The following is a 22,506-nucleotide window of genomic DNA, read 5'->3' on the forward strand; positions in this document are numbered from 1 at the left end:
ATACTTTCGTAAAATATAGGGACAATACTATAGAAAAGTTAACAGTTAGAATGCTCCCCTTGACAAGGGCACAAACGCTATTTCTCTGGTTTCTCTTGATCGGCGGCGTGGGCTAAGAGTCCTTGGAGTAGCTCTCGCAATAGGCTCGGTCCTTGGTAAATCCAACCGGTGTAGAGTTGCACCAGTGTTGCACCGGCTGCTAGTTTTTCGATCACATCCTCTGGCGTGAAAATCCCCCCCACCCCAATAATCGGCAGAGTGCCTTGGGTCTCTTTGTGGATAAAGCGAATCACGGCGGTAGCGCGATCGCGCAAAGGGGCACCACTGAGACCTCCCGCCTCGGCCGCCGGCGATCGCCCCGTCTGCGGAATCATCTGGGTTTTTAGCCCCTCCCGTGCCACGGTGGTATTGGTGGCCACAATGCCGGCGAGTTCATAGGTTTGAATCAGATCAAGAATTGCCGCAATCTGCTCCCAACTCAAATCGGGGGCAATTTTCAGAAGCAGGGGCTTGTGGGAGTGATTGGCGGTTTGTAGCGTCTCCAAAATGGGTTCTAGTTGTTCCTTGGCTTGCAGATCCCGTAACCCCGGTGTGTTGGGAGAACTCACATTAATCACGAAATAATCGCCAAGGGGATACAGGCGGCGAAAACTGGCTAAGTAATCCTCTTTTGCAGCTTCCAAAGGGGTGATTTTTGACTTGCCCAAATTGATACCGATGGGAATCGTTGGCGGGGGCGATCGCTCCAAAAGGGCGGCCATGGCCTCTGCGCCGGCATTATTAAACCCCATGCGATTAATTGCTGCGCGATCGGCTGTTAGGCGAAAGAGACGCGGACGCGGATTGCCCGGCTGCGGATACCAAGTGACCGTGCCTAACTCTGCAAAGCCAAAGCCAAAGGCCGACCAGACACTGGGGGCGACGCCATTCTTATCAAACCCTGCCGCCAAACCAATGGGATTGGGAAAGCGTAGTCCCCACATTTGCCGCTCTAAACGGGGATCTGAAAGGGCATAGCGTTGCTGAAGTTGCTGCCGCAGCCAAGTGCTCAGGGCACGATCCTGATTAAGCCACCCACAGAGGGAGATAAACTGCTGGTGCAGAAATTCGGGATCCGCCTGCAACCCAGAAAAAAGAAGTGGCCGCAGCAGGTGCCGATAAGGATCAATGGCCATTCAGACTGCCATTCCCCCACCTAAAGGGTTGAATGGTCAACCCTATGACCCTAGTCCAGATAGCCCATGAGGACGGGTGAATCATCAATGATATTAGAAGCCACAGGCCGTTCCCCAGCGGAATAATAGGTTTCAGCAATGTGCAGGCCACTGGTGGTAATCGGACGAATGCCCATCCAATTCACTGTTTCGACAATTTCAAAGTCATCCGCTGCCACGGGGCGCACCCCCATGATGTTCAGGGTTTCAACCACGCGGAAATTGGTGGCCACGATGGGGCGAATACCGGCGGAGTTGATGCTGTCGTAGATTTGCAGGCCACTGCTGAGCACAGGACGCTCGCCGGCATCTTTGATCATGTGCACCACTTGCACGGGACTGGCTTCAATGGGACGCAAGCCGGCACTATTAAAGGTTTGCCATACCACGATGTCGCTGGCTGTGGTTGTGCCTGCGGGGGCAAGAGCGGTTTTTTCGGCAAGGGAAACCATTTGACCGCTATTTTCTTTGGCGGGCGGGTTGCTGCGACGGGCGGGACGGCTAGCTTTGGCCGTGGGTTCTTCGGGAGGTGGGGTTTGAGGCGTTTCAGTCATGGCGATCGCTCCTAATGCAATAATTCAATCCTACAGGTGAATTCGTATGCAAGCATTCTATATCTCTAGTCCTTGATCATAGCAGCCCAAGAGGAGTGCCAGCGGTTTGAGAGATCCCTTTCGGTGCAGGAATGGTTGGCTTTTCAAGCGTGCAGCAGAGGCATCATGTCGCTGGGTGCCCCTTGGCCAATCACTTTGCCACGATCCAGAACAATGGCACCGTCCGCTTGCGCCAGTTCATCGAGACGGTGGGTGACCCACAGTGCGGTGATCCCTTGGCTGTTGACCAGTTGGCGTACGTAGCCCAAGAGTTCCCGCTGACTATCGGGGTCAAGGAGAGCCGTGGGCTCATCGAGCAATAGCACCCGACAATGGCGAGCGATCGCCCCGGCAATGGCTACCCGCTGTTTTTGGCCGCCACTGAGGGCATAGATGGGACGGCGTTCTAGCCCCTGTAAATTCACAGCTTGTAGGGCTGCACTGACGCGCTCGCGCACCTGCCAATAGTTGAGGGATTCACCATTGAGACTAAAGGCAATATCCGCACCGACACTGGGCATCACCAGTTGGTGATCGGGGTTCTGGAAGACAAAGCCAAGGGGTTGCTCCACATAGACTTCACCGCTTTGGGGCTGCAAGAGACCCCCCAAAATACGCACCAGCGTTGACTTACCACTGCCATTGCGGCCGAGGAGCATCCATAGTTGCCCCCGCGGGATGTCTAGGGAGACCCGATCCAGCACTAAAACCTCTGGCGACCAGCCAAAGGAGACCTCTTTGAGATGAATTGCTGGGGGGATTGCCGCCATGGGTTTTTGGACAATGCTCATGTTTTTCGGTAGGGTGAGGATGACCCCCAATTGGGTTGTAGTGCACCAAGTAAGGGAGCGGCTATGCAAGAGGGATTATACATTGTCCTCATCAGTATTCATGGTTTGATTCGGGGCAATCGCCTTGAACTAGGACGAGATGCCGATACGGGAGGACAAACGCGCTATGTGGTGGAACTGGCAAAAACCCTTGCAGCCCATCCTCGGGTGGCGCAGGTGGATTTGGTCACTCGTCTGATTCCCGATGCCAAGGTCAGTCCCGACTATGCCCAGCCCATTGAGCGAATTGGCGATCGCGCCCGCATTGTCCGTCTGGCCTGTGGTCCTCGCCGCTATTTGCGCAAGGAGGTGCTTTGGCCCTATTTAGACGTATTTGCCGATGAACTGTTGCGCCATCTCCGCCAAAGTGGCCGCATGCCCGATGTGATCCACAGTCACTATGCCGATGCCGGTTATGTGGGCTGCCGTGTTGCCGGTTGGTTGGGGGTTCCCCTTGTGCACACTGGGCATTCCCTCGGCCGGGTCAAGCGACAGCGACTCCTTGCCCAGGGTAGTAAGCCCGATGCCATTGAGGAGCAGTTTCACTTTACGACTCGCATTGAAGCCGAGGAGCAAACCCTTGCCAGTGCCGCACTCATTATTGCCAGTACCCATCAGGAGGTCGAAGAGCAGTATCGCCTCTACGATCAATACGATCCGGCACGGATGGCCGTCATTCCGCCGGGGGTAGATACCCGCCGTTTCTATCCAGCGCCTGTGCCAGCGGATTTGCCGTTTCGCAAGGAATTGCGTCGCTTTTTAGTCGAACCGGAAAAGCCCTTTATCTTTTGCCTCTCCCGGCCAGTACCGCGCAAGAACGTGGCTGCGTTGCTCAATGTCTATGGCACTGATCCCTTTTTACAGGAGCGAGCGAATCTGGTCTTAGTGCTCGGCAATCGCACCGATATTAGCAAGATGGAGGCCAGCCCTCGCCAAGTGTTGACCGAACTCTTTTTGCTGGTCGATCGCTATGACCTCTATGGCAAAGTCGCCTATCCGAAAACCCACACCAGCGATGAAGTCCCCGATCTTTACCGTTTAGCCGCCCAGCAACGGGGGGTCTTTATCAACCCTGCACTGACCGAACCCTTTGGCCTGACGCTCATTGAAGCGGCTGCCTGTGGATTACCGATTTTGGCCACAGCGGATGGTGGGCCGCAGGAGATTCTCCGTCACTGTCGCAATGGGTTGCTCTTTGATGCCCTTGATCTAGAAGCCATTCGCAGTGCCCTGCATCAAGCCTTTCAGAGTGACAGCCAGTGGCAGACTTGGGCAGACAATGGCCTGAAGGGGGTACAAGCCCACTACTCTTGGCGCAGTCATGTGGAGATGTATCTGCACGCCCTTGCTCAACTGGCGGAAAAATCAGTCTTGCCCGTGTTGAGTGTGCAACGCCAACCGGCTCAGTACCAGAGTAATAAACTGCCAACGACGCTGACACGGAACCGCCTGCTCACCCTCGAACGCCTGTTGATTAGTGATATTGACAATACCTTGATTGGCGATCGCCCTGCCCTTGAGCGACTCTTAACGCTTCTGCAACGCCGTCCTGAAATGGGCTTTGGGGTGGCAACGGGGCGTCATCTCGAAATTACCCTAGAGGTCCTCCATGAATGGGGCGTGCCGATTCCCGATGTTTTAATTACGTCCGTGGGCAGTGAAATTCACTATGGCCCTCACTTGGTTCCCGACACCAGTTGGCAGCAGCACATTAGCTATCGCTGGGAACCCCAACGGGTCAGAGACACCCTCGCCGATGTGGCAGGCCTGACGCTGCAACCCCCAGAAAATCAACGCTCCCACAAAATTAGCTACAACGTGGACACTGCGGTTCTCCCCAGCATTACCCCGGTCTTGCGTTTACTGCGACAGCAAAAGCTCCATTGTCGTCCCATTTTTTCCCATAATCAGTTTTTGGATATTTTGCCCCTGCGTGCCTCCAAAGGCGATGCTCTGCGCTATCTTGCCCTCAAGTGGGGCTATCCTCTGGACAAACTTTTGGTGGCTGGGGACTCTGGCAATGACGAGCAAATGCTGACGGGGAATACCCTTGCTGTTGTTGTGGTCAATCACAGTCCGGAATTGGAAAAGTTGCGCGATCGCCCCCATATTTACTTTGCCCAAGGTCACTATGCCCAAGGGATTCTCGAAGCGATTGAACACTATGGCTTCTAACGAAAAGCCTGCGATAACGTCAAACTAGAAATACCCTTGGCGCGGTAATTGGCAAGAATCTGAGCCAGTGCCTCCACTGTCGGTTGTCGCGTGGGATTGAGTTGGGGATTGCTCTGCATTGCTGGGTTGAACTCCGTGCCATCGTGCATCAGCCAGTGACTCCCACCCTAGCACGCTAGAGCGCTTGGGTTCTTTGAATTAGCCATTCGCCACCAACATTGACTAAAGTAAAGCGTAGCGTTTGATAAAAATCTTGACCAGAGTTCATTACGTAGTGAAGATTTGCATCAACAACGGCTCTACCTGAAGTTAAACTGACAACTTCAGTACTATAAACATCAACGTACTGCACTTTAGTCCACCAATCGATGTATGAACCATAGCCGTTGGGGTGCGCTGAGGCATCATTTTGGAAAGAACTGGTCAATCGATACCACGCTGCCTCGTAATTGCCAGCGTTAATCAGAGCATAGTAATTTTCAACAAAAAGGCTGGGATCAGGGAGCAGTTCCGGGTCAAGTAGGACGCGTTCGCTAGCACTTGCAGGGGGTGTGGGCGTAGAAACAGTTTCTGGAGTTGGCAACGGAGATTCAATAGGTAGCGATTGGTCAGGAGTTTCTGCTACTTCGGTAGGGGAATTGGCTAGGGAGGGAGGGCGGGGTTCTAGGCGGTTCGACAGCAAAATTACAGCCATCGCTGCCAACATACTCCCAAAGGCAATCACAAGTGAGCCGAGAATGAGCCACGGTGCGAATGATGACTGAGCTGTGGGTACTGGTTGAGTCCCAGAGAAGGGTTGTCCTGTAGGCGTGGTAGAGAGGGGTAGGGGTGTGACAACCGGTTCATGGACAATACTGCCTGCCTCAATCATCCGCCAATGTTGATCCTGCCGTTCAACCCGTGCTGGCCTCAGCAATTGCCCTGACTTTTCACTGGGGTGCTGGGGCAACGTTCGCCGAAATAGGTAAGGATCGAATTCCCCCTTGTGCAAGGGAATAAGCCAGGACTGTTGATTGACATCTGTGATTACTAAATAGCTGGGATGAGCAGCACACTCAGTAAAAATGGCACCCTCCCTTTGAGAACCTGCAGGACGAACCGGTGTTCCATAGTTTTGCAGCTCTAACCAATCGCTATGCAAACGACTGTTGTACTTCTCAAGCAGCCAGTTGACCGACGGCGCTAAGTGAGGTGGTGGAGACTCCTCAGTAACCACTGTTGTTTCTAGCACCTGCGTCTCTAACGCTTTTCTTGTTTCTGTCTTTGCATCCGCTAGGGCAAGTTCTACTTCTTTGGCCGATTGATAGCGATCGCTGGGTGCAACAGCCAGCATCTTTGCCAAAACATCGCGAAACGTTGGTGTGATTTGGACATACTTTTGCCAATTCCAAGTGTGATGGTAGTTATCAAACAATTCCTTGGGATCTTTGCCCGTGAGTAAGACAATACAGGTCACTGCTAGGGCGTACAGATCGGAACTCGGAAAAACCTGCTCACCTCTGACTTGTTCTGGTGCGGCATAATGCGCTGTATAAATTTTTGTATGCCCCTTCGCAACTTCGGTAACACGGGAAATCTCCTTGACTGCACCAAAGTCAATGAGGTAAAGGCGACGCTGCCCCGGAAATTTACTGTTCTTTGCCGATTGGCGAATAATGTTTGCTGGCTTAATGTCTCGATGAATGGCTCCTTGATCATGAATGTACTGCAAAACAGGTAGGAGCTCTTTCAAGACCTCACGAACTTCCTCTTCACTCAGATAACCGCGATGGGCAAGTTCACACTCAAGCGTATCGCCATCAATAAATTCTTGAACCAGATAAAAATAGTTTTGTTTTGCTTCGCCTGTGCTGCTGCTCACCCGCTCCTGAAAGAAGGCAAATAAGGTAGGAATTTGGGGATGTTCCCCCAACTTTTCTAGGAGTCGTGCTTCTCGCTTGAATAAACTTTCTGCTTTTTGCAAGAGGGCTGGATTTGAGGTTTCCACTTGGAGCTGTTTGATCACACATTGGCGCTTGGCGGGCGTATCCAAATCCCGCCCTAGGTAAGTAATACCAAAGCCCCCTTGTCCCAACAACTGTTGGGCAACATAGCGCCCCCGCAAAATCAAGGGCATGCCGCAGTTGGCGCAGTACTTTTGGCTAATGGTATCCACCAACACATCCCCCTCTAGTTCAGGCAGGTCATTGTGGGGATAGGAACACTGGGGGCGGGTGCAGTAGATAAGCATGATTTTACATCAAGAAGCACCAATTTATTCACGATTAAAACTGATCCAACACTTGGGTGACAACCTCAGGACCCACAGAAATGCCGTCAATCCCCAAATCAATTAACCACGGCAGCCAATGGGGATAGCGAGCGGGGGCTTCGCCGCATAGATGGCATCTTAAGTGATGGGCTTTGGCCTGTTGAATCAATTGGGCGATCGCCTTTTTCACAGCGGGATGGTCTTCATTGAAGTCTGGCAGTGTGGTTTCGCGATCAATGCCCAACAGCAGTTGGGTCAGATCATTGGTGCCAATCGTAATGCCAGCAACGCCAAGGTTGGCCAGATCAGACAGTAAAAATAGAACAGCAGGCACTTCGGCCATCACCCACAGTTCCACACCCGCCTTGGCTGTCAAACCATGCTGTGCAAGAGTCTTTTGACAATAGACCACTTCACTGACACTGCGGACAAAGGGAAGGATAATGCGCAGCGGGCAGGCTTCTAAGCGGTGGGCGATCGCCAGTGCTGACAGTTCCAAATGAAATAGCTCTGGACAATGGGGATAGCGACTCACCCCTCGCAGTCCCCAATCCGTTGCGGGTTCAAACTGATGTCCCCCCAAGAGTTGGCGATAGTCGGCTGGCCGTAAATCCAATGTGCGATAAAAGAGGGGACGGGGGGCGATCGCCCGCATAAATTCACAGAGGTGCTGTACCCAGCGATCGCGCAATTCCTCTGCTTCTCCATGTTCTAGCCAATGACAGGGATGGCGATGATCCAAAAAGGCCAACAACATCAACTCTGAGCGCAATAGACCAATGCCATCACAGGGGAGCGATCGCAATACCCGCAGGGCACTGACTTGACTGACATTTACCATGACCTGCAACGGCAACCGCTTGACCGTCGGGAGTGAGGGCGTTTGCGGCGAGGGGGTCGCCACCACGGGCAATGGCTCTGGGGGCAGTTGATAGATAGACCCCCGATGACCATCTAGAAACAGCGTCATTCCTGAACTAATCTGCTGAGTCGCATTTACCACACCGACCACCGCTGGCCGTCCCAATTCCCGCGCCAGAATGGCACCATGACTGGTTAAGCCCCCCTGCTCACAAATCACACCAACCGCAGCACTCACGAGGGGCAACCAGTGGGGCGGAATACTTTTGCTCACCAAGATCTGCCCAGCAACAGCCGCAGGAGCACAGGGGTCTGTAACCACAAGGGCAGGGGCGATCGCCTGCCCCGGCGCAGCGGGTAGCCCTTCAGCTATGAGGGTGCGCTCCACGGCCTGCGGCAAGGGCGCCAGCGGCAGAGGCTCTGGCAAACACTGTCCCCACCAAACCTGTGTCTGACTGCGATGCCAAACCCAGAGATGGGACGCCGACCCGCGACAGGCCTGCTGCAAGTATTGTTCCTCTGCGGGCGTCAGCTCAATTCCCCTTGGGGGCAAAGGAATGCCGTGATGGGGGAGCGTCACACCGCTGGCGATCGCCTGGAATGTTGGATCACTCCCTGTCCACCAGCCTGAGGCAACAATGGTACTCAGAGGGTAGAGTAAAATCACTACTTTGAGCCGACAAAAATCCCATCCCTGCTGCCAATAGGTATAGAGATTCTTGGCTTCAACAAGAGCCGCAAAGGCCGCTTCGAGCGCCTGATGACACAGGGGTAAACTGGGATGATGTAACACGGTTCCACGGCCTAGCCCCCAAGGTAAGTCCACCGCTTCCTGCCAAAGATAGGTGGTGAGAACAAGATGACTCTCTCCCCCCTGTTGTTGCCAAAAGTGATGACAAGCAGCAAAAATTGTTTCTAATTCCCCCACATCCAAAGGGGGTAATTCATGGGTCATTTCCAGTGCCAGTGCCCTGAAATCCGCCGCATTGGGGGGCACCTCTTGCCAGCGATCGCAGGCCGCTTGCCACAGGGGAATGACGCCAGAGCGCAACTGTTGCCAGACACTGGTGGAAATCAGCCAGACAGGATGAGGCGGTGGCAAGATTTTTTGCGCCTCTTGCAGGGCAACCAATGTTGGGGAAAGGGCTTCCGCTGGGTACTGTTGTAGGGATTCCAGAAGGAGTGATGTCACAAATGCGTTTCCTTAATCGTCCTTGGGGGTCTGGGAATGGACGATCCGACCTAGGGAGAACTCACTTCCGTTTGCTGACGGCGACGAATGTTGAGGACATCAGTGATTTTTCTAATTTGCGCCAAGAGATGATCCAGCTGCTTTGCATTCACAATATCAATACACAAATCAATAATCGCCGTGCGTCCCGGATCCGTGTGGACATTGGCTCGTCGCACATTAATTTGATTATCGGTTAAACGGGTCAAAATATCCTTAAGAATACCAACGCGATCAATCACCTCAATTTGCACATCCACAGGGTAGGTTTGGGGACGGCGTTGATTGACTTTTGTGTTCCAACGCACGGGAATCAGGCGATCGCTCGACACCGACTCTAGGTTGCTACAGCCCTGACGATGAATTGAAATACCCCGACTCCCCAGCGTCACCACGCCAATAATCGGTTCATCGGGCACAGGACAACAGCAGCCAGCAATGTGATAAACCAAGCCCTCCACTCCAAGAATCGGGGAATCACTGGGTTTCGTGCTGGCGGGTACACGGTTAACAGGGGCAGATTCTGACGGCAGTTCCGGTGGGGTTGTCTCTGGACGCGCTAGGGTAATTGCCCGCAGCCGATTCACCACCAGATTCAGCGTAATTTCGCCATAGCCCAAGGCGGCCACTAAATCATCGACACTTTGGTAGTTGCTGCGCTCTGCCACCTGTTGCATCTGCGGTGACTTCAGAAGGGCTTCTAGACCCGCTTTGCCCAGTTCCTTCTCCAGTAATTCCCGTCCCCGCTGCAGGTTTTCATCGCGGCGCGATCGCTTGTACCACTGCCGAATACGATTGCGTGCCGTTGTGGTTTTAACAAAGTTCAACCAGTCCAAACTGGGGTGGGCAGTTTTCTGGGTGATGATCTCAACAATGTCGCCATTGCGCAGTGGTGTATCCAAGGGCACTATCCGACCATTCACCCGTGCCCCAGCACAGTGATTCCCGACATCGGTGTGAATATGGTAGGCAAAGTCGAGGGGCGTCGCCCCCTGTTGCAGGGCAAGGACGTCCCCTTGGGGCGTAAAGACATAGACCTCCTTATCAAAGAGATCATCGCGAATGCTATCGAGATATTCTTGGGCATCCTTGAGGTCATTTTGCCAATCCAGCAGTTGCCGTAGCCAAGTGAATTTTTGATCGCGAGCACTCCACTGTTGCGGTAAGGAATGACCTGTTTCTTTATACTTCCAGTGGGCGGCAATCCCATACTCAGAGACATGGTGCATGGCCAATGTGCGAATTTGCACCTCCAAGGGGCGCCCCCCAAGACCAATAACCACCGTGTGCAGCGATTGATACTGGTTGGGTTTGGGCAAGCTGATGTAGTCCTTGAACCGCCCTGGCACGGAAAGGAAACAGTCATGGACGACGGCAAGGGCACGATAGCACTCATCCTTTGTGGCCACCAGAATGCGAATGCCCGCCACATCATAGATTTCATGGAATTCTTTTTGCTGCCGCATCATTTTTTGATAGATGCTATAGAGGTGTTTGGGACGGCCACTAATTTCTAAGTATCCAAAGCCCATTCCCGATAAGCGGTCATAGAGAATTTGAATCGCCTGCTGCAGTTGTGCCTCGCGATTAGCGCGTTTTTCCGCCACCAGTTCCTGAATGCGGCGGTAGGCTTCTGGCTCTAAATACTTAAAGGCTAAATCCTCTAGCTCCCACTTGATCCGCCAAATCCCCAAGCGATTGGCCAAGGGGGCAAAGACATCACGGGTTTCTTGGGCAATGGCACGGCGGCGATCTTCCGGTAGATACTCTAGGGTGCGCATATTGTGCAGGCGATCGGCCAGCTTGACAACGATGACCCGAATATCCTGCGCCATCGCCAAAAACATGCGTCGGAAACTTTCCGCTTGCCGCTCCGTCTTACTGGAGAAGTTAAACTTCGAGAGCTTAGTGACCCCCTCCACCAGTCGCCGCACCTCGGCACCAAAATTGGCTTCTAGCTCCTCTGCCGTAACAGCGGTATCCTCAATCACATCGTGGAGAAGCCCCGCCGCCAAAAGAGCAGGCCCGCCGCCTAGATCCCGCAGAATACTCGCCACTGCCACAGGATGGGCAATGTAGGGTTCCCCAGACGCCCGTCGCTGTCCTTGGTGTAAGTCGTAAGCAAATTGAAACGCTCGACAGACCAAATCATCCCCATTCTCAGGCTCTGGATTTCGCAGGCACGTCGCTAACCAATCGGGTAATTCAATATCAGTCGGCAAGCTAGGTGCAAAAGCGTTCATAGCAGCAGGCGATCGGGAAAGCAGCACAGTGAATTCGAGTACGTACATTCTAGTTCAATTTCATGCCTATCGCGCGCATCCTGATCGTAAAGACGTTCCTAAACCCTCTCAAGTTTTACAGCTAGGGATTGTTCAATTTTGATCTCCTTTAACATAAAAATTAAGGACTTTAATCAGCAAGGGGGAAGCGTATCGTGGGGGTCTCACTCACACCAATGACACGGCACTACATTCTGCGTTTACTCAATCAAGGAAGCGATATTTTTGCCCTCGCCGGTCAAAGTTTAGAGAAAGCAGTGGGCGATCGCGGGAACGATATTCTAAATCGCCTAGAATCCCTTGCCCCCTCAGAATTAGCAGCTGTAGAGATGATTGTGCGCCTCCACCGCTCCCTCAGCAACGAGGGGAATGAGGAGCCTCACCGACAGATGCAATTAAAAAGCCTTGAGGAAAAACTATGGCGGATTTTGGGTATGGACTGCCCCTCTGAGAGTCCTCAAGCTGCGCCTAGGGAGTCAGTCATCCCTGTCAAAGAGCAGCCATCTTTAACGGTGGCTCAAGCCCTCGATCACTTGAACCGCGTCAGTGAATTAGCCCAAAAATACCTTGGCAAAGTCATCGTCGCGAATTACTGGCGAGCCTGCCGCCCTTCTAGTAGTTGGTTTGCTGATTTTGTTGTTACCGATGATGGCTACATCACCTACCACGGGTCGTTAGGGACTGGGAAGACTCTTGTGAACCCAACTCAACAGCAGCAGTTGGAAACATGGTTAGTGAGTTTTGTGGATCAATGTCGCCGTATTCTCCCCCTCTTTAGACAGGATCTGCAAAAGGCAAGACTCTCGGGTTCGTCCCTAGAACCTGAATCAGAGATTACTGCTGTTGCAGATAAGCGCTAGCCCCCAGTGTTTGCAGTTTTTGATTCTTGGCGGTCACAGCGGCGGCCAACTCTTGACGATAGGCAATCACTTGCTCCAGCAGCTCTGGATCGTGACTGGCCAATAGTTGAACGGCCAATAGACCTGCATTTTGAGCATTGCCAATGGCAACCGTCGCCACGGGAATTCCAGCTGGCATCTGCACAATGGAGTAGAGGGAGTCCAGCCCCTGCAAATGGCGGCTCGGTACAGGTACGCCAATCACGGGTAGGGGGGTTAAGGAAGCAATCATGCCGGGCAAGTGAGCAGCGCCACCGGCACCCGCAATAATGACTTTCAGACCCCGCTGATGGGCATTTTGGGCAAACTCGACCATGGCAAGAGGCGTGCGGTGAGCTGAGAGAATCGCCACTTCATGGGGAATGCCAAAGCGTTCACAGATGGCGATCGCCCCCTGCAGGGTTGGCAAATCCGAATCACTGCCCATGACAATGGCAACCAGCGGCATCTCTGACATCCCTCTTTCCTACTCCCTCAGCAAACGGTGCAACCTCATCCTACAGCCCTTTTCACAGGAGCGAGATATTATTTCTCTATGATTACTGCTGCTGCGATTAAGCAATTTGCCCATCAGTTGGGGTTCCATCGGGTGGGGATTGTGGATTTGCGCACCTATACCGATGACCATCCTTCTGGGGTAGCTGCCCTACAACGCTGGTTAGCCCAAGGCTTCCAAGGGGAGATGGCGTGGATGGCCAACCCGCGGCGACAGGAGATTCAAGCCGTCCTGCCGGGAGCGCAATCAGTGATTTCCGTTGCCCTCAATTACTATCAGCCTGATCCAGAGCCACCCCCCAAGGTGAAAATTGCCCGCTATGGGTGGGGACGGGATTACCACCGGGTTCTGGGAAAACGCTTGCAAGCCCTAGGCCAATGGCTGCAGTCGCAGGTACCTGAGATGGACTACCGTTGGTATGTGGATACAGGCCCGGTACAGGACAAAGTGTGGGCGGAGCAGGCGGGAATTGGCTGGATTGGCAAGCACAGTAATATCATTTCGCGGCAGTATGGCTCCTGGATTTTTTTGGGAGAGTTAATTACCACGTTGGAGTTGCCGGGCGATCGCCCCCACACCAATCACTGCGGCACCTGTACCCGTTGCTTGGCCGCCTGTCCCACCGGCGCCATTGTTGAACCCTATGTGGTGGATGCCAACCGCTGCATTGCCTACCACACGATCGAAAGCCGTGCCCCGGAAATTCCCCCCGCCATTGCTGCTCATTTAGAAGGATGGGTTGCCGGCTGTGACATTTGCCAAGAGGTGTGTCCTTGGAATCAACGCTTTGCTCAACCCACGGATGTGGCCGACTTTGCCCCGCGATCGCCCCTCTTGAAGACTTCTCCAGAGGAACTCGCCACCCTCAGCGATGTAGCATGGGATGAACTCACCCGTGGTTCTGCCCTACGGCGAATTAAACTCGCCCAATGGCGCCGCAATGCCCAAGCGGTGCTGTCTGCCAATCGGTATGATGAAAAATGATTCAATGCGGAGGCTCACCTATGGTTCGACGACGCTCCACCCCTTGGATTCATCGTTGGTCACGGTGGTTGATTGGCGGGGTTGCCCTCGCTGGCATGGTGGTGACCGCCTACCTGACGATCGCCAAGCTGACCAATCAAGAGGTCACTTGTCCCACCGATGGCTGTGACATTGTCCTCAATAGTCCTTGGGCAACCGTGTTTGGTATTCCCCTCTCCCTCATTGGCTTTGTCGCCTACACGGGGATGCTCTCTCTGGCGGCCCTGCCCCTGTTGTTGAACCAGCCGCAGCAAAAAGAACTCCGCCGCAATGCTGAAAACACCACTTGGCTTTTGCTCTTTCTGGGGGCAACGGCCATGGCCAGCTTTAGTAGTTACCTGATGTATGTTTTGGTAACAGAAATTAAGGCCAGTTGTCCCTACTGTATTGCCTCAGCCGTCTTTAGCTTTACATTTTTAATCTTGACGATTATTGGTCGTGAATGGAGCGATCGCGGTCAGCTCTTTTTTAATGGTGTTATTGTTGCTGTGATTACGCTGGTGGCCGTCTTTGGCATCTATAATGCCCGCATGGCTAACCCTGAGGGTCCTGGCATCCCCATCGTCAATACCTCAGGTGCGGCGGAAATGGCCCTTGCTCGCCATCTCACCCAAGTGGGAGCGGTTATGTATGGTGCCTATTGGTGTAGCCACTGCCACGATCAAAAGGAACTCTTTGGTAAGCAGGCAGTACGGGAACTCAACTATGTTGAATGTGACCCCAATGGTGCCAATCCCCAAGTGGAACGCTGCCGTGCCAAGGGAATTCAGGGCTATCCCACATGGGAAATCAACGATCAGCTTTACTCCGGCACGCGATCGCTAAGCGAACTCAGTCAACTCAGCCAATACACAGGCCCGATGAACTTCAAGAACCAATAGGGGCAAGGAACCGCAGTGATAGAATGAAGCCAACCGGGCACTACGCAGGTTTTTTATGCTTTCTATTGATACAGCCGCCGAACCCGCCAAGGCTCCTTTTGCCACACCACCTGCCCTTGCCAACATCTTAGTGGTTGAAGATGAAGACCTGATTCGGGAAACCCTTGTCCTTGCTTTGCAGGAGGAAGGCTACCATACCCTTGTGGCCAGTGATGGTTATGAGGCTCTCAATCTCATTAATACCTATCTCTTGACGGATACTAATCCTGAAAAGGCAGAGGTGAATTTGATCATCCTAGATGTCATGCTGCCGGGCATCAATGGATTAGACCTATGCCGCTTAATTCGCCGTGAAGGCTGTACAGTTCCCATTCTCATGATCAGTGCCAAAGGCAGTGAAATTGATCGAGTGGTTGGCCTTGAAATTGGTGCCGATGACTACTTGGCCAAGCCCTTTGGCATGCGGGAGATGCTGGCGCGCTGTCGTGCCCTATTGCGGCGGACGCAAATTCAACAGGCTACGGTGCCAACGGTTCTGCGCTTTCGCGATCTCTGCCTCTATCCCCAAGAATGCCGCGTAACCCTGCGGGGCGAGGAAATCAATCTCTCCCCCAAAGAATACAAACTGCTTGAGCTATTTATGCGCCACCCCCGCCGTGTTTGGCCACGGGAGCAGTTATTGGATCAGGTGTGGGGGCATGACTTTATTGGTGATAGCAAAACCGTTGATGTCCACATCCGCTGGCTGCGGGAGAAAATTGAAACCGACCCTAGCCATCCCCAGTACATTCTTACGGTGCGCGGTTTTGGTTATCGTTTTGGTTGAGCCTCAGTAAAACAATCCCCATCAAAGCTGCCGGTAAAAAGAGCAGTAAAGTAATTAGCCCCAAATTTGGCGGCAGGGGATAGAGGGGGGCAATAAATTTAATCCCTAGGGAAATCAACAGTGACACAAGGAAAATCACCGATAACCACGTCAGTTCTGACAGCCAAGGTGTCATGTTATTTCTCCCTCCCTAGGGCAGTTTCAAGGGCAGTGGCCATGATGGCAGTAGGTGCGGGTTGGCCAATCCAGTACTCCAAGGCTGCGGCTCCCTGATGGAGAAGCATGGCAAGGCCGTCGAAGGTTTGCAGTCCCCGTGCCATCGCTAATTGCAAAAGAAGGGTGGGGCGAGGTTTGTAGATGAGGTCATAGACAATGGCGGTGGCGGGCAATTTTGCCAAATCCTCGGCTGTGAGGGGGGTGGCGCTAGTATGGGGACTCATGCCAATGGGGGTGGTATTGACCACAAGGCTAACGTTCTCCAAACAAGTGGCCCGCTCTGACCATGGGAGGGGATGGAGCGTGATCTGTGGCCAACTGGCAACAAAGGCCTCTAGCCGTTCCCCTTGGCGACCACTGATATAGATCTGCCGACAGCCCAAGTCATAACAGGCAGTGACCACGGCTCGCGCGGCACCCCCATAGCCCAAGACTAAAACGGCAATCTCTGACCACGGGTAGGACTGTTGCCGCAGTGGTGCCAAGAAACCATGCACATCAGTATTGGTACCCACCCAACCCTTTTCACTGCGATAGACAGTGTTGACTGCCCCCACCTGCTGTGCGAGGTCGCTGACATCCGCCAAATAGGGAAGGATGGTTTCTTTGTGGGGAATGGTGACATTAAAGCCAACGACATTCAGGGCATCGAGGCCAGCGATCGCCACCCCCAACTGCTGTGACTTCACCCCAAAGGGCACATAGACATAGTTCAACCCCAAATGCTCCAGCGCGGCATTGTGCATTGCCGGTGAGAGGGTGTGGGCAATCGGGTCGCCAATCACCCCCAGAAGCTGGGTGTGGCCAGAGATCTTCGGCATCCGCTCCTAGACTGCCTCGTGATCTTTTTCGCTGGTGCGGATGCGAATGACCTGCTCAACGGGCGTCACAAAAATTTTGCCGTCGCCAATTTCCCCCGTGCGGGCAGCCTCAATAATTTTCGCCACGACCATGTCTACTTGACTGTCTTCAACGACAATCTCAACTTTTAACTTTTGTAAAAATTCCACCGTGTATTCTGAACCACGGTACCGTTCCGTTTGCCCCTTTTGCCGCCCAAAGCCGCGTACTTCGGAGACGGTCATGCCGACAATACCCGCATTGACAAGGGCGATCTTGACTTCATCCAGCTTGAAGGGACGAATAATGGCTTCTACCTTTTTCAATGTCAAACTCCTTCTTTATGGCAACGGGCTAATCTTTATTTAGCATTGGCAAAAGAGTATAGCGTGTAGCAATAACTACATTATCTCCAATCCTCGGGCGATCGCCCAATGGCAAGGTCTCGCGCTGGCTCCAGAAAATAAGCTCTAATAGGGAAGGAGATTAAGAGGGGATCAAGCATGGGGTGGCAGCGACCCGATGGCCGTCAACCACAGGAATTGCGATCGCACCAGTTTCAGCGGCATTTCACCCAATTTGCCTTAGGATCGGTACTCGCCCAAGCGGGGCAAACGCAAGTGTTGTGCACTGTTAGTCTCAAGGAAGGCGTACCCAAGTTTTTAGAAGGCACAGGCCAAGGCTGGCTGACAGCGGAGTACCGCATGCTACCCAGTGCAACGCGGCCACGGCAAGAGCGAGAATTTCTCAAACTCTCTGGGCGCACCCAAGAAATTCAACGCCTGATTGGTCGCAGCTTACGCTCGGCCTTGAACCTATCCCTATTGGGAGAGCGCACACTGATTGTGGATGCCGATGTGCTCCAAGCCGATGCTGGCACGCGATCGCTAGCGATTACAGGGGGCTACATTGCCCTTGTGGATGCCCTTAGTGCCCTACTTCAGCAAGGGGTACTCAGTGAATCTCCCCTGTGTCATCAGGTGGCAGCAGTCTCCGTGGGGCTGATTGATGGTGACCCCTATTTGGATTTGAGCTACGCTGAGGATGTGGCGGCCAGTGTGGACTTCAATGTCGTGATGACGGCCAATGGTCAGTTCATTGAGGTTCAAGGTACAGCAGAGATCGGTTCCTTTGATCGGCCAACCCTCGATCGCCTTCTCGATGTCGCCAGCCAAGGGATTCAAGAACTCATTGAGATTCAACAGCACGTCTTAGCCGCAAGCTATGAGTGAGCAGGCCATTTACCTCGGACACATCGTCAAGTCCAACTCCCACTGCGATTATGTGGCGCAACTGGTGGATCGCTTGGATGTGCCCCACCCCCCCGCCCCAGAAGACTATGGGTTTGGTCGCTTTGTCAAGCTAGAGGATGAGCAGCGCCACTGGGCGGTTGGCGTCATTTACAATTCCCAACTATTCAATCCCCAGTTTCCTCCAATCAGCCCCCGCCTCACCACCAATGCCGACACCTTTCTCAGTCCAGATTTGGTCAGTGAAACTCGCACGCTGCTGTGGATTGCCCTCATTGGTCATTTGGTGACTACTGAGGATCGCCTCTATGGCCAGCAGGGGATACCAAGGCTCGTGGTACCAGTAAATACCCCTGTTTGGCAGCTGACAAGCGCAGAGGTGCTTGCCTTCCATCGCAGTGCCCAAGGCCAAGCTCAGTTTCGCTACTATGCCCATTTGTTGCGCTCAACGGGAAATTATGCTGCACCCTTGTTGGGGCAAATTCTGGAAACCATTACGCCACTGTTCAGTGGAACTGAACGGCGATCGCTCGAAATTATCAACAAAGAGTTGGCTTGGCGGCATACCTTAGGGAGTTTGCGCTAAGACTGGACACAGAAATTGGGGTTTTGCAAATAAACTTCATGAAAAATCCTATGCAATGGTGACAAATTAGCGATACATCTGCTAAGGTCATTAAGTGTGTGAGGAGCGAACCAGTTAAGGGCACCGAGACGAAACACGGCCAGTCGTCGGTGCTCTTTCTGATTTTGAGGCTATGCTGGCACGGGTTTGGAGTGCTGCCGTTCTAGGAATTGACGCGATTCCCGTCGGCGTCGAAGTAGATGTTTCTGGCGGCTTACCGGGGATTGTGGTGGTGGGCCTGCCTGATGCGGGTGTGCAAGAGGCACGGGAGCGCGTTAAGGCGGCGATTCGCAATGCCGGTTTTAGCTTCCCAATGCGGCGCATTGTGGTTAATCTCACCCCCGCCGATTTACGCAAAGAAGGCCCCAGCTTTGATCTCCCTATTAGCATTGGCATCCTAGCCGCTTCAGGACAGGTTTCAACGGATTTACTCGGCGATCATCTCTTTCTCGGCGAAGTGTCCCTCGATGGCACGTTACAACCCGTGGCCGGGGTACTGGCGATCGCCGTTGCCGCGCAAGCCCAAGGCATGACTGGTCTCGTGGTACCCATGGCCAATGTGACAGAAGCAGCGGTGGTGCGGGGGCTCAAGGTCTATGGTTGCCACACCCTCGCCGAAGTCGCGGCCTTTTTGAATGACCCCAGCTCGCGATCGCCAGCAGCCAATTCTCTGAGTTGCCATGCTCCACCCTCTCCCCGTTTTAGCCTCGACCTCAAGGACGTGAAGGGGCAGTATCAAGCGCGGCGTGCCCTCGAAATTGCGGCTGCGGGCGGGCACAATCTCATCTTTGTCGGGCCACCGGGGAGTGGTAAAACGATGTTGGCGCGGCGGTTACCCACAATCTTGCCGCCCTTGACCTTTGAGGAAGCCCTTGAAGTCACCAAAATTCACTCCGTGGCTGGACTGCTCAAAGAACGCGGCCAATTGCTCCAAGAACCCCCTTTTCGGAGTCCTCACCACTCTGCCTCTGGCCCTGCCCTTGTGGGGGGTGGCAGTTATCCGCGCCCCGGCGAAATCTCCCTTGCCCATCGGGGGGTGCTCTTTCTTGATGAATTAACGGAATTCAAGCGGGATGTGTTGGAGTTTTTGCGGCAGCCCCTTGAGGATGGCCAAGTCACCATTGCCCGCACCCGCCAATCCGTCGTTTTCCCGGCGCAATTTACCCTCGTGGCCAGCACCAATCCCTGCCCCTGTGGTTACTATGGCGATCCAGTGCAACCCTGTACCTGCTCGCCGCGCCAACGGCAACAGTATTGGGCAAAGCTCTCTGGCCCCCTGCTGGATCGCATTGATCTGCAAGTGAGTGTCAGCCGCCTCAAGCCCGAGGAAATGACCCGCCAAACCCTAGGGGAAGATTCAGCCACGGTACGGCAGCGGGTCTTGGCGGCACGCCAACGCGCCCAACAGCGATTCGCTCAAGAACCCACTCTCCACTGCAACGCCCAAATGCAAAGCCGCCATCTGCGCCAGTGGTGTCGTTTGGATGAGACTTCGACTAATCTCTTAGAACGGGCGATCGCCCAACTGGGACTCTCAGCGCGAGCCACAGACCGTATCCTAAAAGTAGCCCGTACCATTGCTGATCTGGCCGACTGTGAAACGATTGCCGCTGCCCATGTGGCCGAAGCCATTCAATACCGCACGATTGATCGTCTGCAATAGACGCGGCTGGTTCGCACTCCTACTGGGTTTCTTAGCCCTACTGCTCATCGGCTGTACAACGGCAACCCAATCCGCGAAGCCCATTGAACTGATTTTCTGGCATGGGGTCAACCCACCCCCCAACCGCGTGATCCTCCAGCGTCTTGTGGATCGCTTCAACGCCCGCCATCCCCAGATTCATGTCCAAGCTCTCTACGTTGGCCAACCCGACCAGCAGTTACCGAAAATTCTGGCCGCAGTGGTGGGCAATGCCGCACCAGATCTGCTCTGGTATAACCCCACGATCACGGGGCAGTTTGTTGATCTGGGTGCTTTGCGTCCCCTTGATGACTGGTGGCAAGCTTCCCCCTACCGCGATCAAGTTAGTCCTGCCCTGATACCAACAATGCGCTACGGCAACCATTACTGGTCTATTCCCTTTGCCACCAACAACCTTGGAATTTTTTATCGTCCCAGTTTATTGGCTGCCGCTGGTGTGAAAACACTACCCAGCACATGGCAGGAATTAGAGCAGGTCAGCCAAACCCTAAAGGCACAGGGCATCACCCCGCTACTCCTTGCCCTTGGCCAAGGGGAATTTGCCGTCTTTACTTGGTTGCCCTTTTTTTGGAGTGCGGGTGGCAGTCTCGGAGACACACCAGAAAGCGCCCACATTGACACACCCCCCGCGATCGCGGCTCTTGACTTTTGGCAACGTCTGCGGCAGGAGGGCTTAGCGACACTCTCTGCCCCGGAACGTGGTTATGAACTGGATCAATTGATTCGTGGCGAGGTGGCGATGCAAATTACAGGGCCTTGGACGTTGGCGCAACTCCAACAGTCGGGGGTGGATTTTGGCGTTCTACCCATGCCTGCCCTCAAAACCGCCGCAACCGCACTGGGGGGCGAAAATCTCTTTGTCTTTCGCTCAACACCGCAACGGGAAGAGGCTGCTCTAGCCTTTTTGGACTACGTTCTCAGTGAAGAATTTCAAACGGAGTGGGCTTTGGGCACAGGGTATTTGCCCGTGAATGAACGGGTGCGTACCAACGATCGCTATCAGGCCTTTGTGGCACAGCAACCCGCGCTTCGTGTTTTTCTAGATCAGATGGCCGCTGCTCAGGCACGTCCCAACTTCCGTGGTTATACCCGCTTTTCCCAAACCCTTGGGCGAGCGATCGAAAGCGTTCTCCTTGGCAAATCAACCCCGCAAGCCGCAGCAGAAACCGCAGAGCAACGTTGGCAACTGATGCGCCCGCGTTAGAAGAGACTGCCCGCCGCCTTGACCATATTGGCTGGGTTAAAGGCATCCATGGCAGCAGTGGCCTCATAACCACAGTGCACCATGCAGTCACGGCACTTGGGATTGCCACTTTTGTGGCCATACTTCTCCCACTCCGTATTTTCAATCAGTTCCTTCCAAGTCTTGTAATGCCCTTCATTGAGGAGATAGCAGGGTTTCTGCCAACCCAACACACTATAGCTGGGCATGCCCCAAGGGGTACACTCATAGTCCTTTTCACCCACAAGGAAATCAAGGAACAGGGGATTGTGGTTAAAGTTCCACTTCTTCTGACCCGCACGGTAGGGGGCAAGGATTTCACGGAAGAGGGCACGGGTTTGCTCCCGCTTGAGGAAGTGCTCCTGATCCGGTGCCCACTCATAGGCGTAGCCCGGCGAGATCATCATGCCATCCACCCCTAGGGAACTGACAAAGTCAAAGAACTCCTGCATTTCCTTAGGATCCACCCCTTCAAAAATTGTCGTATTGGTGGTGACACGGAAGCCCTTGGCTTTAGCCGCTTTAATCGCTTTCACCGCAATATCAAAGACCCCTTTGCGATCCACGCATTTGTCGTGCCACTCCCGCAGACCATCGAGGTGAACGCTGAAGCTAAAGTAGGGGGAGGGCTTGAATTTGTGGAGATTTTCCTCGAGAAGAATTCCATTAGTGCACAGGTAAACAAACTTCCGCCGTGTCACCAAGCCACTGACAATTTCATCAATTTGCGGGTGCAGCAGGGGTTCCCCACCGGGAATGGCAACAATCGGTGCACCACATTCTTCAACGGCGCGGAAGCATTCCTCTGGGGTGAGATATTTGCGCAGGACTTCAAGGGGATGCTGAATTTTACCGCAGCCCGAGCAGGCTAGATTACAGCGAAAGAGAGGCTCAAGCATCAAGGTGAGGGGAAAGCGCTTTTTGCCCTGTAGGCGTTGTGAGATGATATAGGTCGCGACTTCCACTGCCTGCTTGATGTGGACTCCCATGGGCAATTCTCCTCAATGTGGCTAATTTTCTAGCCAAGACGCTTAATAGATGTTTATAGTTGTAGCAGCTTTGTGGGCGATCGCCAAAGTGTCCTATCAG

21 protein-coding genes are annotated in these 22,506 nt (G+C 53.7%); 9 read left to right on the plus strand and 12 right to left on the minus strand.

Annotation, left to right across the window (positions count from 1 at the left end):
- Positions 1 to 77 precede the first annotated feature (77 nt).
- The 3 genes from M0646_RS12955 to M0646_RS12965 form a co-directional block, all read right to left on the minus strand.
- The gene (locus M0646_RS12955; protein WP_190278357.1) at positions 78 to 1,169 is read right to left on the minus strand and encodes a quinone-dependent dihydroorotate dehydrogenase; all 1,092 of its coding nucleotides are present in this window, start codon (positions 1,167 to 1,169) and stop codon (positions 78 to 80) included.
- Between the two features lie 56 nt (positions 1,170 to 1,225).
- Positions 1,226 to 1,768 (minus strand): hypothetical protein, encoded by a 543-nt coding sequence (locus M0646_RS12960; RefSeq protein WP_225901596.1) that lies wholly within the window; start codon positions 1,766 to 1,768, stop codon positions 1,226 to 1,228.
- Positions 1,769 to 1,911: 143 nt separating this feature from the next.
- Positions 1,912 to 2,598 carry an energy-coupling factor ABC transporter ATP-binding protein gene (locus tag M0646_RS12965; protein WP_149821508.1) on the minus strand — a complete coding sequence of 229 codons (687 nt, stop codon included), beginning with the start codon at positions 2,596 to 2,598 and terminating at the stop codon, positions 1,912 to 1,914.
- Positions 2,599 to 2,661: 63 nt separating this feature from the next.
- Between M0646_RS12965 and M0646_RS12970 the strand changes: the two genes are divergently transcribed.
- Positions 2,662 to 4,812 (plus strand): HAD-IIB family hydrolase, encoded by a 2,151-nt coding sequence (locus M0646_RS12970; RefSeq protein WP_286649735.1) that lies wholly within the window; start codon positions 2,662 to 2,664, stop codon positions 4,810 to 4,812.
- On the opposite strand, the gene M0646_RS12975 is transcribed toward M0646_RS12970, so the two are convergent.
- From M0646_RS12975 to M0646_RS12990, 4 genes are read right to left on the minus strand one after another with little or no spacing between them, the layout of a single operon-like run.
- A complete protein-coding gene (locus tag M0646_RS12975; RefSeq protein WP_286626020.1) occupies positions 4,809 to 4,961 on the minus strand; it encodes a hypothetical protein in 153 nt (50 codons plus the stop codon). The two genes, M0646_RS12970 and M0646_RS12975, sit on opposite strands and share 4 nt — an antisense overlap.
- A 26-nt stretch (positions 4,962 to 4,987) precedes the next feature.
- Entirely contained in the window at positions 4,988 to 7,042 is a 2,055-nt protein-coding gene (locus M0646_RS12980; RefSeq protein WP_286649736.1) for a protein kinase domain-containing protein, read from the minus strand.
- 34 nt (positions 7,043 to 7,076) lie between these two features.
- On the minus strand, positions 7,077 to 9,116 hold the full coding sequence (locus M0646_RS12985) for a putative PEP-binding protein (RefSeq protein WP_286626022.1): 2,040 nt from the start codon (positions 9,114 to 9,116) through the stop codon (positions 7,077 to 7,079).
- A gap of 50 nt (positions 9,117 to 9,166) precedes the next feature.
- Positions 9,167 to 11,398 carry a bifunctional (p)ppGpp synthetase/guanosine-3',5'-bis(diphosphate) 3'-pyrophosphohydrolase gene (locus tag M0646_RS12990; protein ID WP_286649737.1) on the minus strand — a complete coding sequence of 744 codons (2,232 nt, stop codon included), beginning with the start codon at positions 11,396 to 11,398 and terminating at the stop codon, positions 9,167 to 9,169.
- A gap of 194 nt (positions 11,399 to 11,592) precedes the next feature.
- On the opposite strand from M0646_RS12990, the gene M0646_RS12995 reads away from it, so the two are divergent.
- Positions 11,593 to 12,297, plus strand: a complete 705-nt coding sequence (locus M0646_RS12995) for a hypothetical protein (RefSeq protein WP_149821516.1) — start codon at positions 11,593 to 11,595, stop codon at positions 12,295 to 12,297.
- Here M0646_RS12995 and purE read toward each other — a convergent pair.
- Positions 12,272 to 12,793, minus strand: a complete 522-nt coding sequence (gene purE / locus M0646_RS13000) for a 5-(carboxyamino)imidazole ribonucleotide mutase (protein ID WP_286626025.1) — start codon at positions 12,791 to 12,793, stop codon at positions 12,272 to 12,274. The two genes, M0646_RS12995 and purE, sit on opposite strands and share 26 nt — an antisense overlap.
- 78 nt (positions 12,794 to 12,871) lie before the next feature.
- On the opposite strand from purE, the gene queG reads away from it, so the two are divergent.
- The 3 genes from queG to M0646_RS13015 are packed head-to-tail and all read left to right on the plus strand — an operon-like array spanning position 12,872 to position 15,562.
- Positions 12,872 to 13,816, plus strand: coding sequence for a tRNA epoxyqueuosine(34) reductase QueG (gene queG, locus M0646_RS13005; RefSeq protein WP_286649738.1), 945 nt, complete (start codon positions 12,872 to 12,874; stop codon positions 13,814 to 13,816).
- A gap of 20 nt (positions 13,817 to 13,836) precedes the next feature.
- Complete coding sequence (locus tag M0646_RS13010) at positions 13,837 to 14,736, plus strand: vitamin K epoxide reductase family protein (protein WP_190278119.1); 900 nt, start codon at positions 13,837 to 13,839, stop codon at positions 14,734 to 14,736.
- A gap of 55 nt (positions 14,737 to 14,791) precedes the next feature.
- Entirely contained in the window at positions 14,792 to 15,562 is a 771-nt protein-coding gene (locus M0646_RS13015; RefSeq protein WP_286649739.1) for a winged helix-turn-helix domain-containing protein, read from the plus strand.
- Here M0646_RS13015 and M0646_RS13020 read toward each other — a convergent pair.
- The 3 genes from M0646_RS13020 to M0646_RS13030 are packed head-to-tail and all read right to left on the minus strand — an operon-like array spanning position 15,528 to position 16,944.
- Entirely contained in the window at positions 15,528 to 15,737 is a 210-nt protein-coding gene (locus M0646_RS13020) for a hypothetical protein (RefSeq protein ID WP_149821524.1), read from the minus strand. The two genes, M0646_RS13015 and M0646_RS13020, sit on opposite strands and share 35 nt — an antisense overlap.
- Before the next feature lies 1 nt (position 15,738).
- Positions 15,739 to 16,599 carry a shikimate dehydrogenase gene (locus tag M0646_RS13025; protein ID WP_149821526.1) on the minus strand — a complete coding sequence of 287 codons (861 nt, stop codon included), beginning with the start codon at positions 16,597 to 16,599 and terminating at the stop codon, positions 15,739 to 15,741.
- Positions 16,600 to 16,605: 6 nt separating this feature from the next.
- Positions 16,606 to 16,944, minus strand: a complete 339-nt coding sequence (locus M0646_RS13030) for a P-II family nitrogen regulator (RefSeq protein WP_149821528.1) — start codon at positions 16,942 to 16,944, stop codon at positions 16,606 to 16,608.
- Positions 16,945 to 17,121: 177 nt separating this feature from the next.
- Here M0646_RS13030 and rph point away from each other — a divergent pair, with 177 nt between their 5' ends.
- The 4 genes from rph (at position 17,122) to M0646_RS13050 (ending at position 21,399) form a co-directional block, all read left to right on the plus strand.
- Positions 17,122 to 17,850, plus strand: coding sequence for a ribonuclease PH (gene rph / locus M0646_RS13035; RefSeq protein ID WP_149821531.1), 729 nt, complete (start codon positions 17,122 to 17,124; stop codon positions 17,848 to 17,850).
- Positions 17,843 to 18,454, plus strand: coding sequence for a hypothetical protein (locus M0646_RS13040; RefSeq protein ID WP_149821533.1), 612 nt, complete (start codon positions 17,843 to 17,845; stop codon positions 18,452 to 18,454). Before rph ends, M0646_RS13040 begins: the two co-directional genes overlap by 8 nt.
- Positions 18,455 to 18,626: 172 nt before the next feature.
- Complete coding sequence (locus M0646_RS13045; protein ID WP_286649740.1) at positions 18,627 to 20,156, plus strand: YifB family Mg chelatase-like AAA ATPase; 1,530 nt, start codon at positions 18,627 to 18,629, stop codon at positions 20,154 to 20,156.
- The gene (locus M0646_RS13050; protein WP_226971974.1) at positions 20,110 to 21,399 is read left to right on the plus strand and encodes an ABC transporter substrate-binding protein; all 1,290 of its coding nucleotides are present in this window, start codon (positions 20,110 to 20,112) and stop codon (positions 21,397 to 21,399) included. The genes M0646_RS13045 and M0646_RS13050 overlap by 47 nt, the downstream gene beginning before the upstream one ends.
- Here M0646_RS13050 and hpnH read toward each other — a convergent pair.
- Positions 21,396 to 22,406: an adenosyl-hopene transferase HpnH gene (gene hpnH / locus M0646_RS13055; RefSeq protein ID WP_286626030.1), complete on the minus strand. Its 1,011-nt coding sequence runs from the start codon at positions 22,404 to 22,406 to the stop codon at positions 21,396 to 21,398. The genes M0646_RS13050 and hpnH overlap by 4 nt on opposite strands.
- Positions 22,407 to 22,506 lie beyond the last annotated feature (100 nt).

Source organism: Thermosynechococcus sp. B3, from assembly GCF_030323045.1.
In the GTDB taxonomy this organism is placed as follows: domain Bacteria; phylum Cyanobacteriota; class Cyanobacteriia; order Thermosynechococcales; family Thermosynechococcaceae; genus Thermosynechococcus.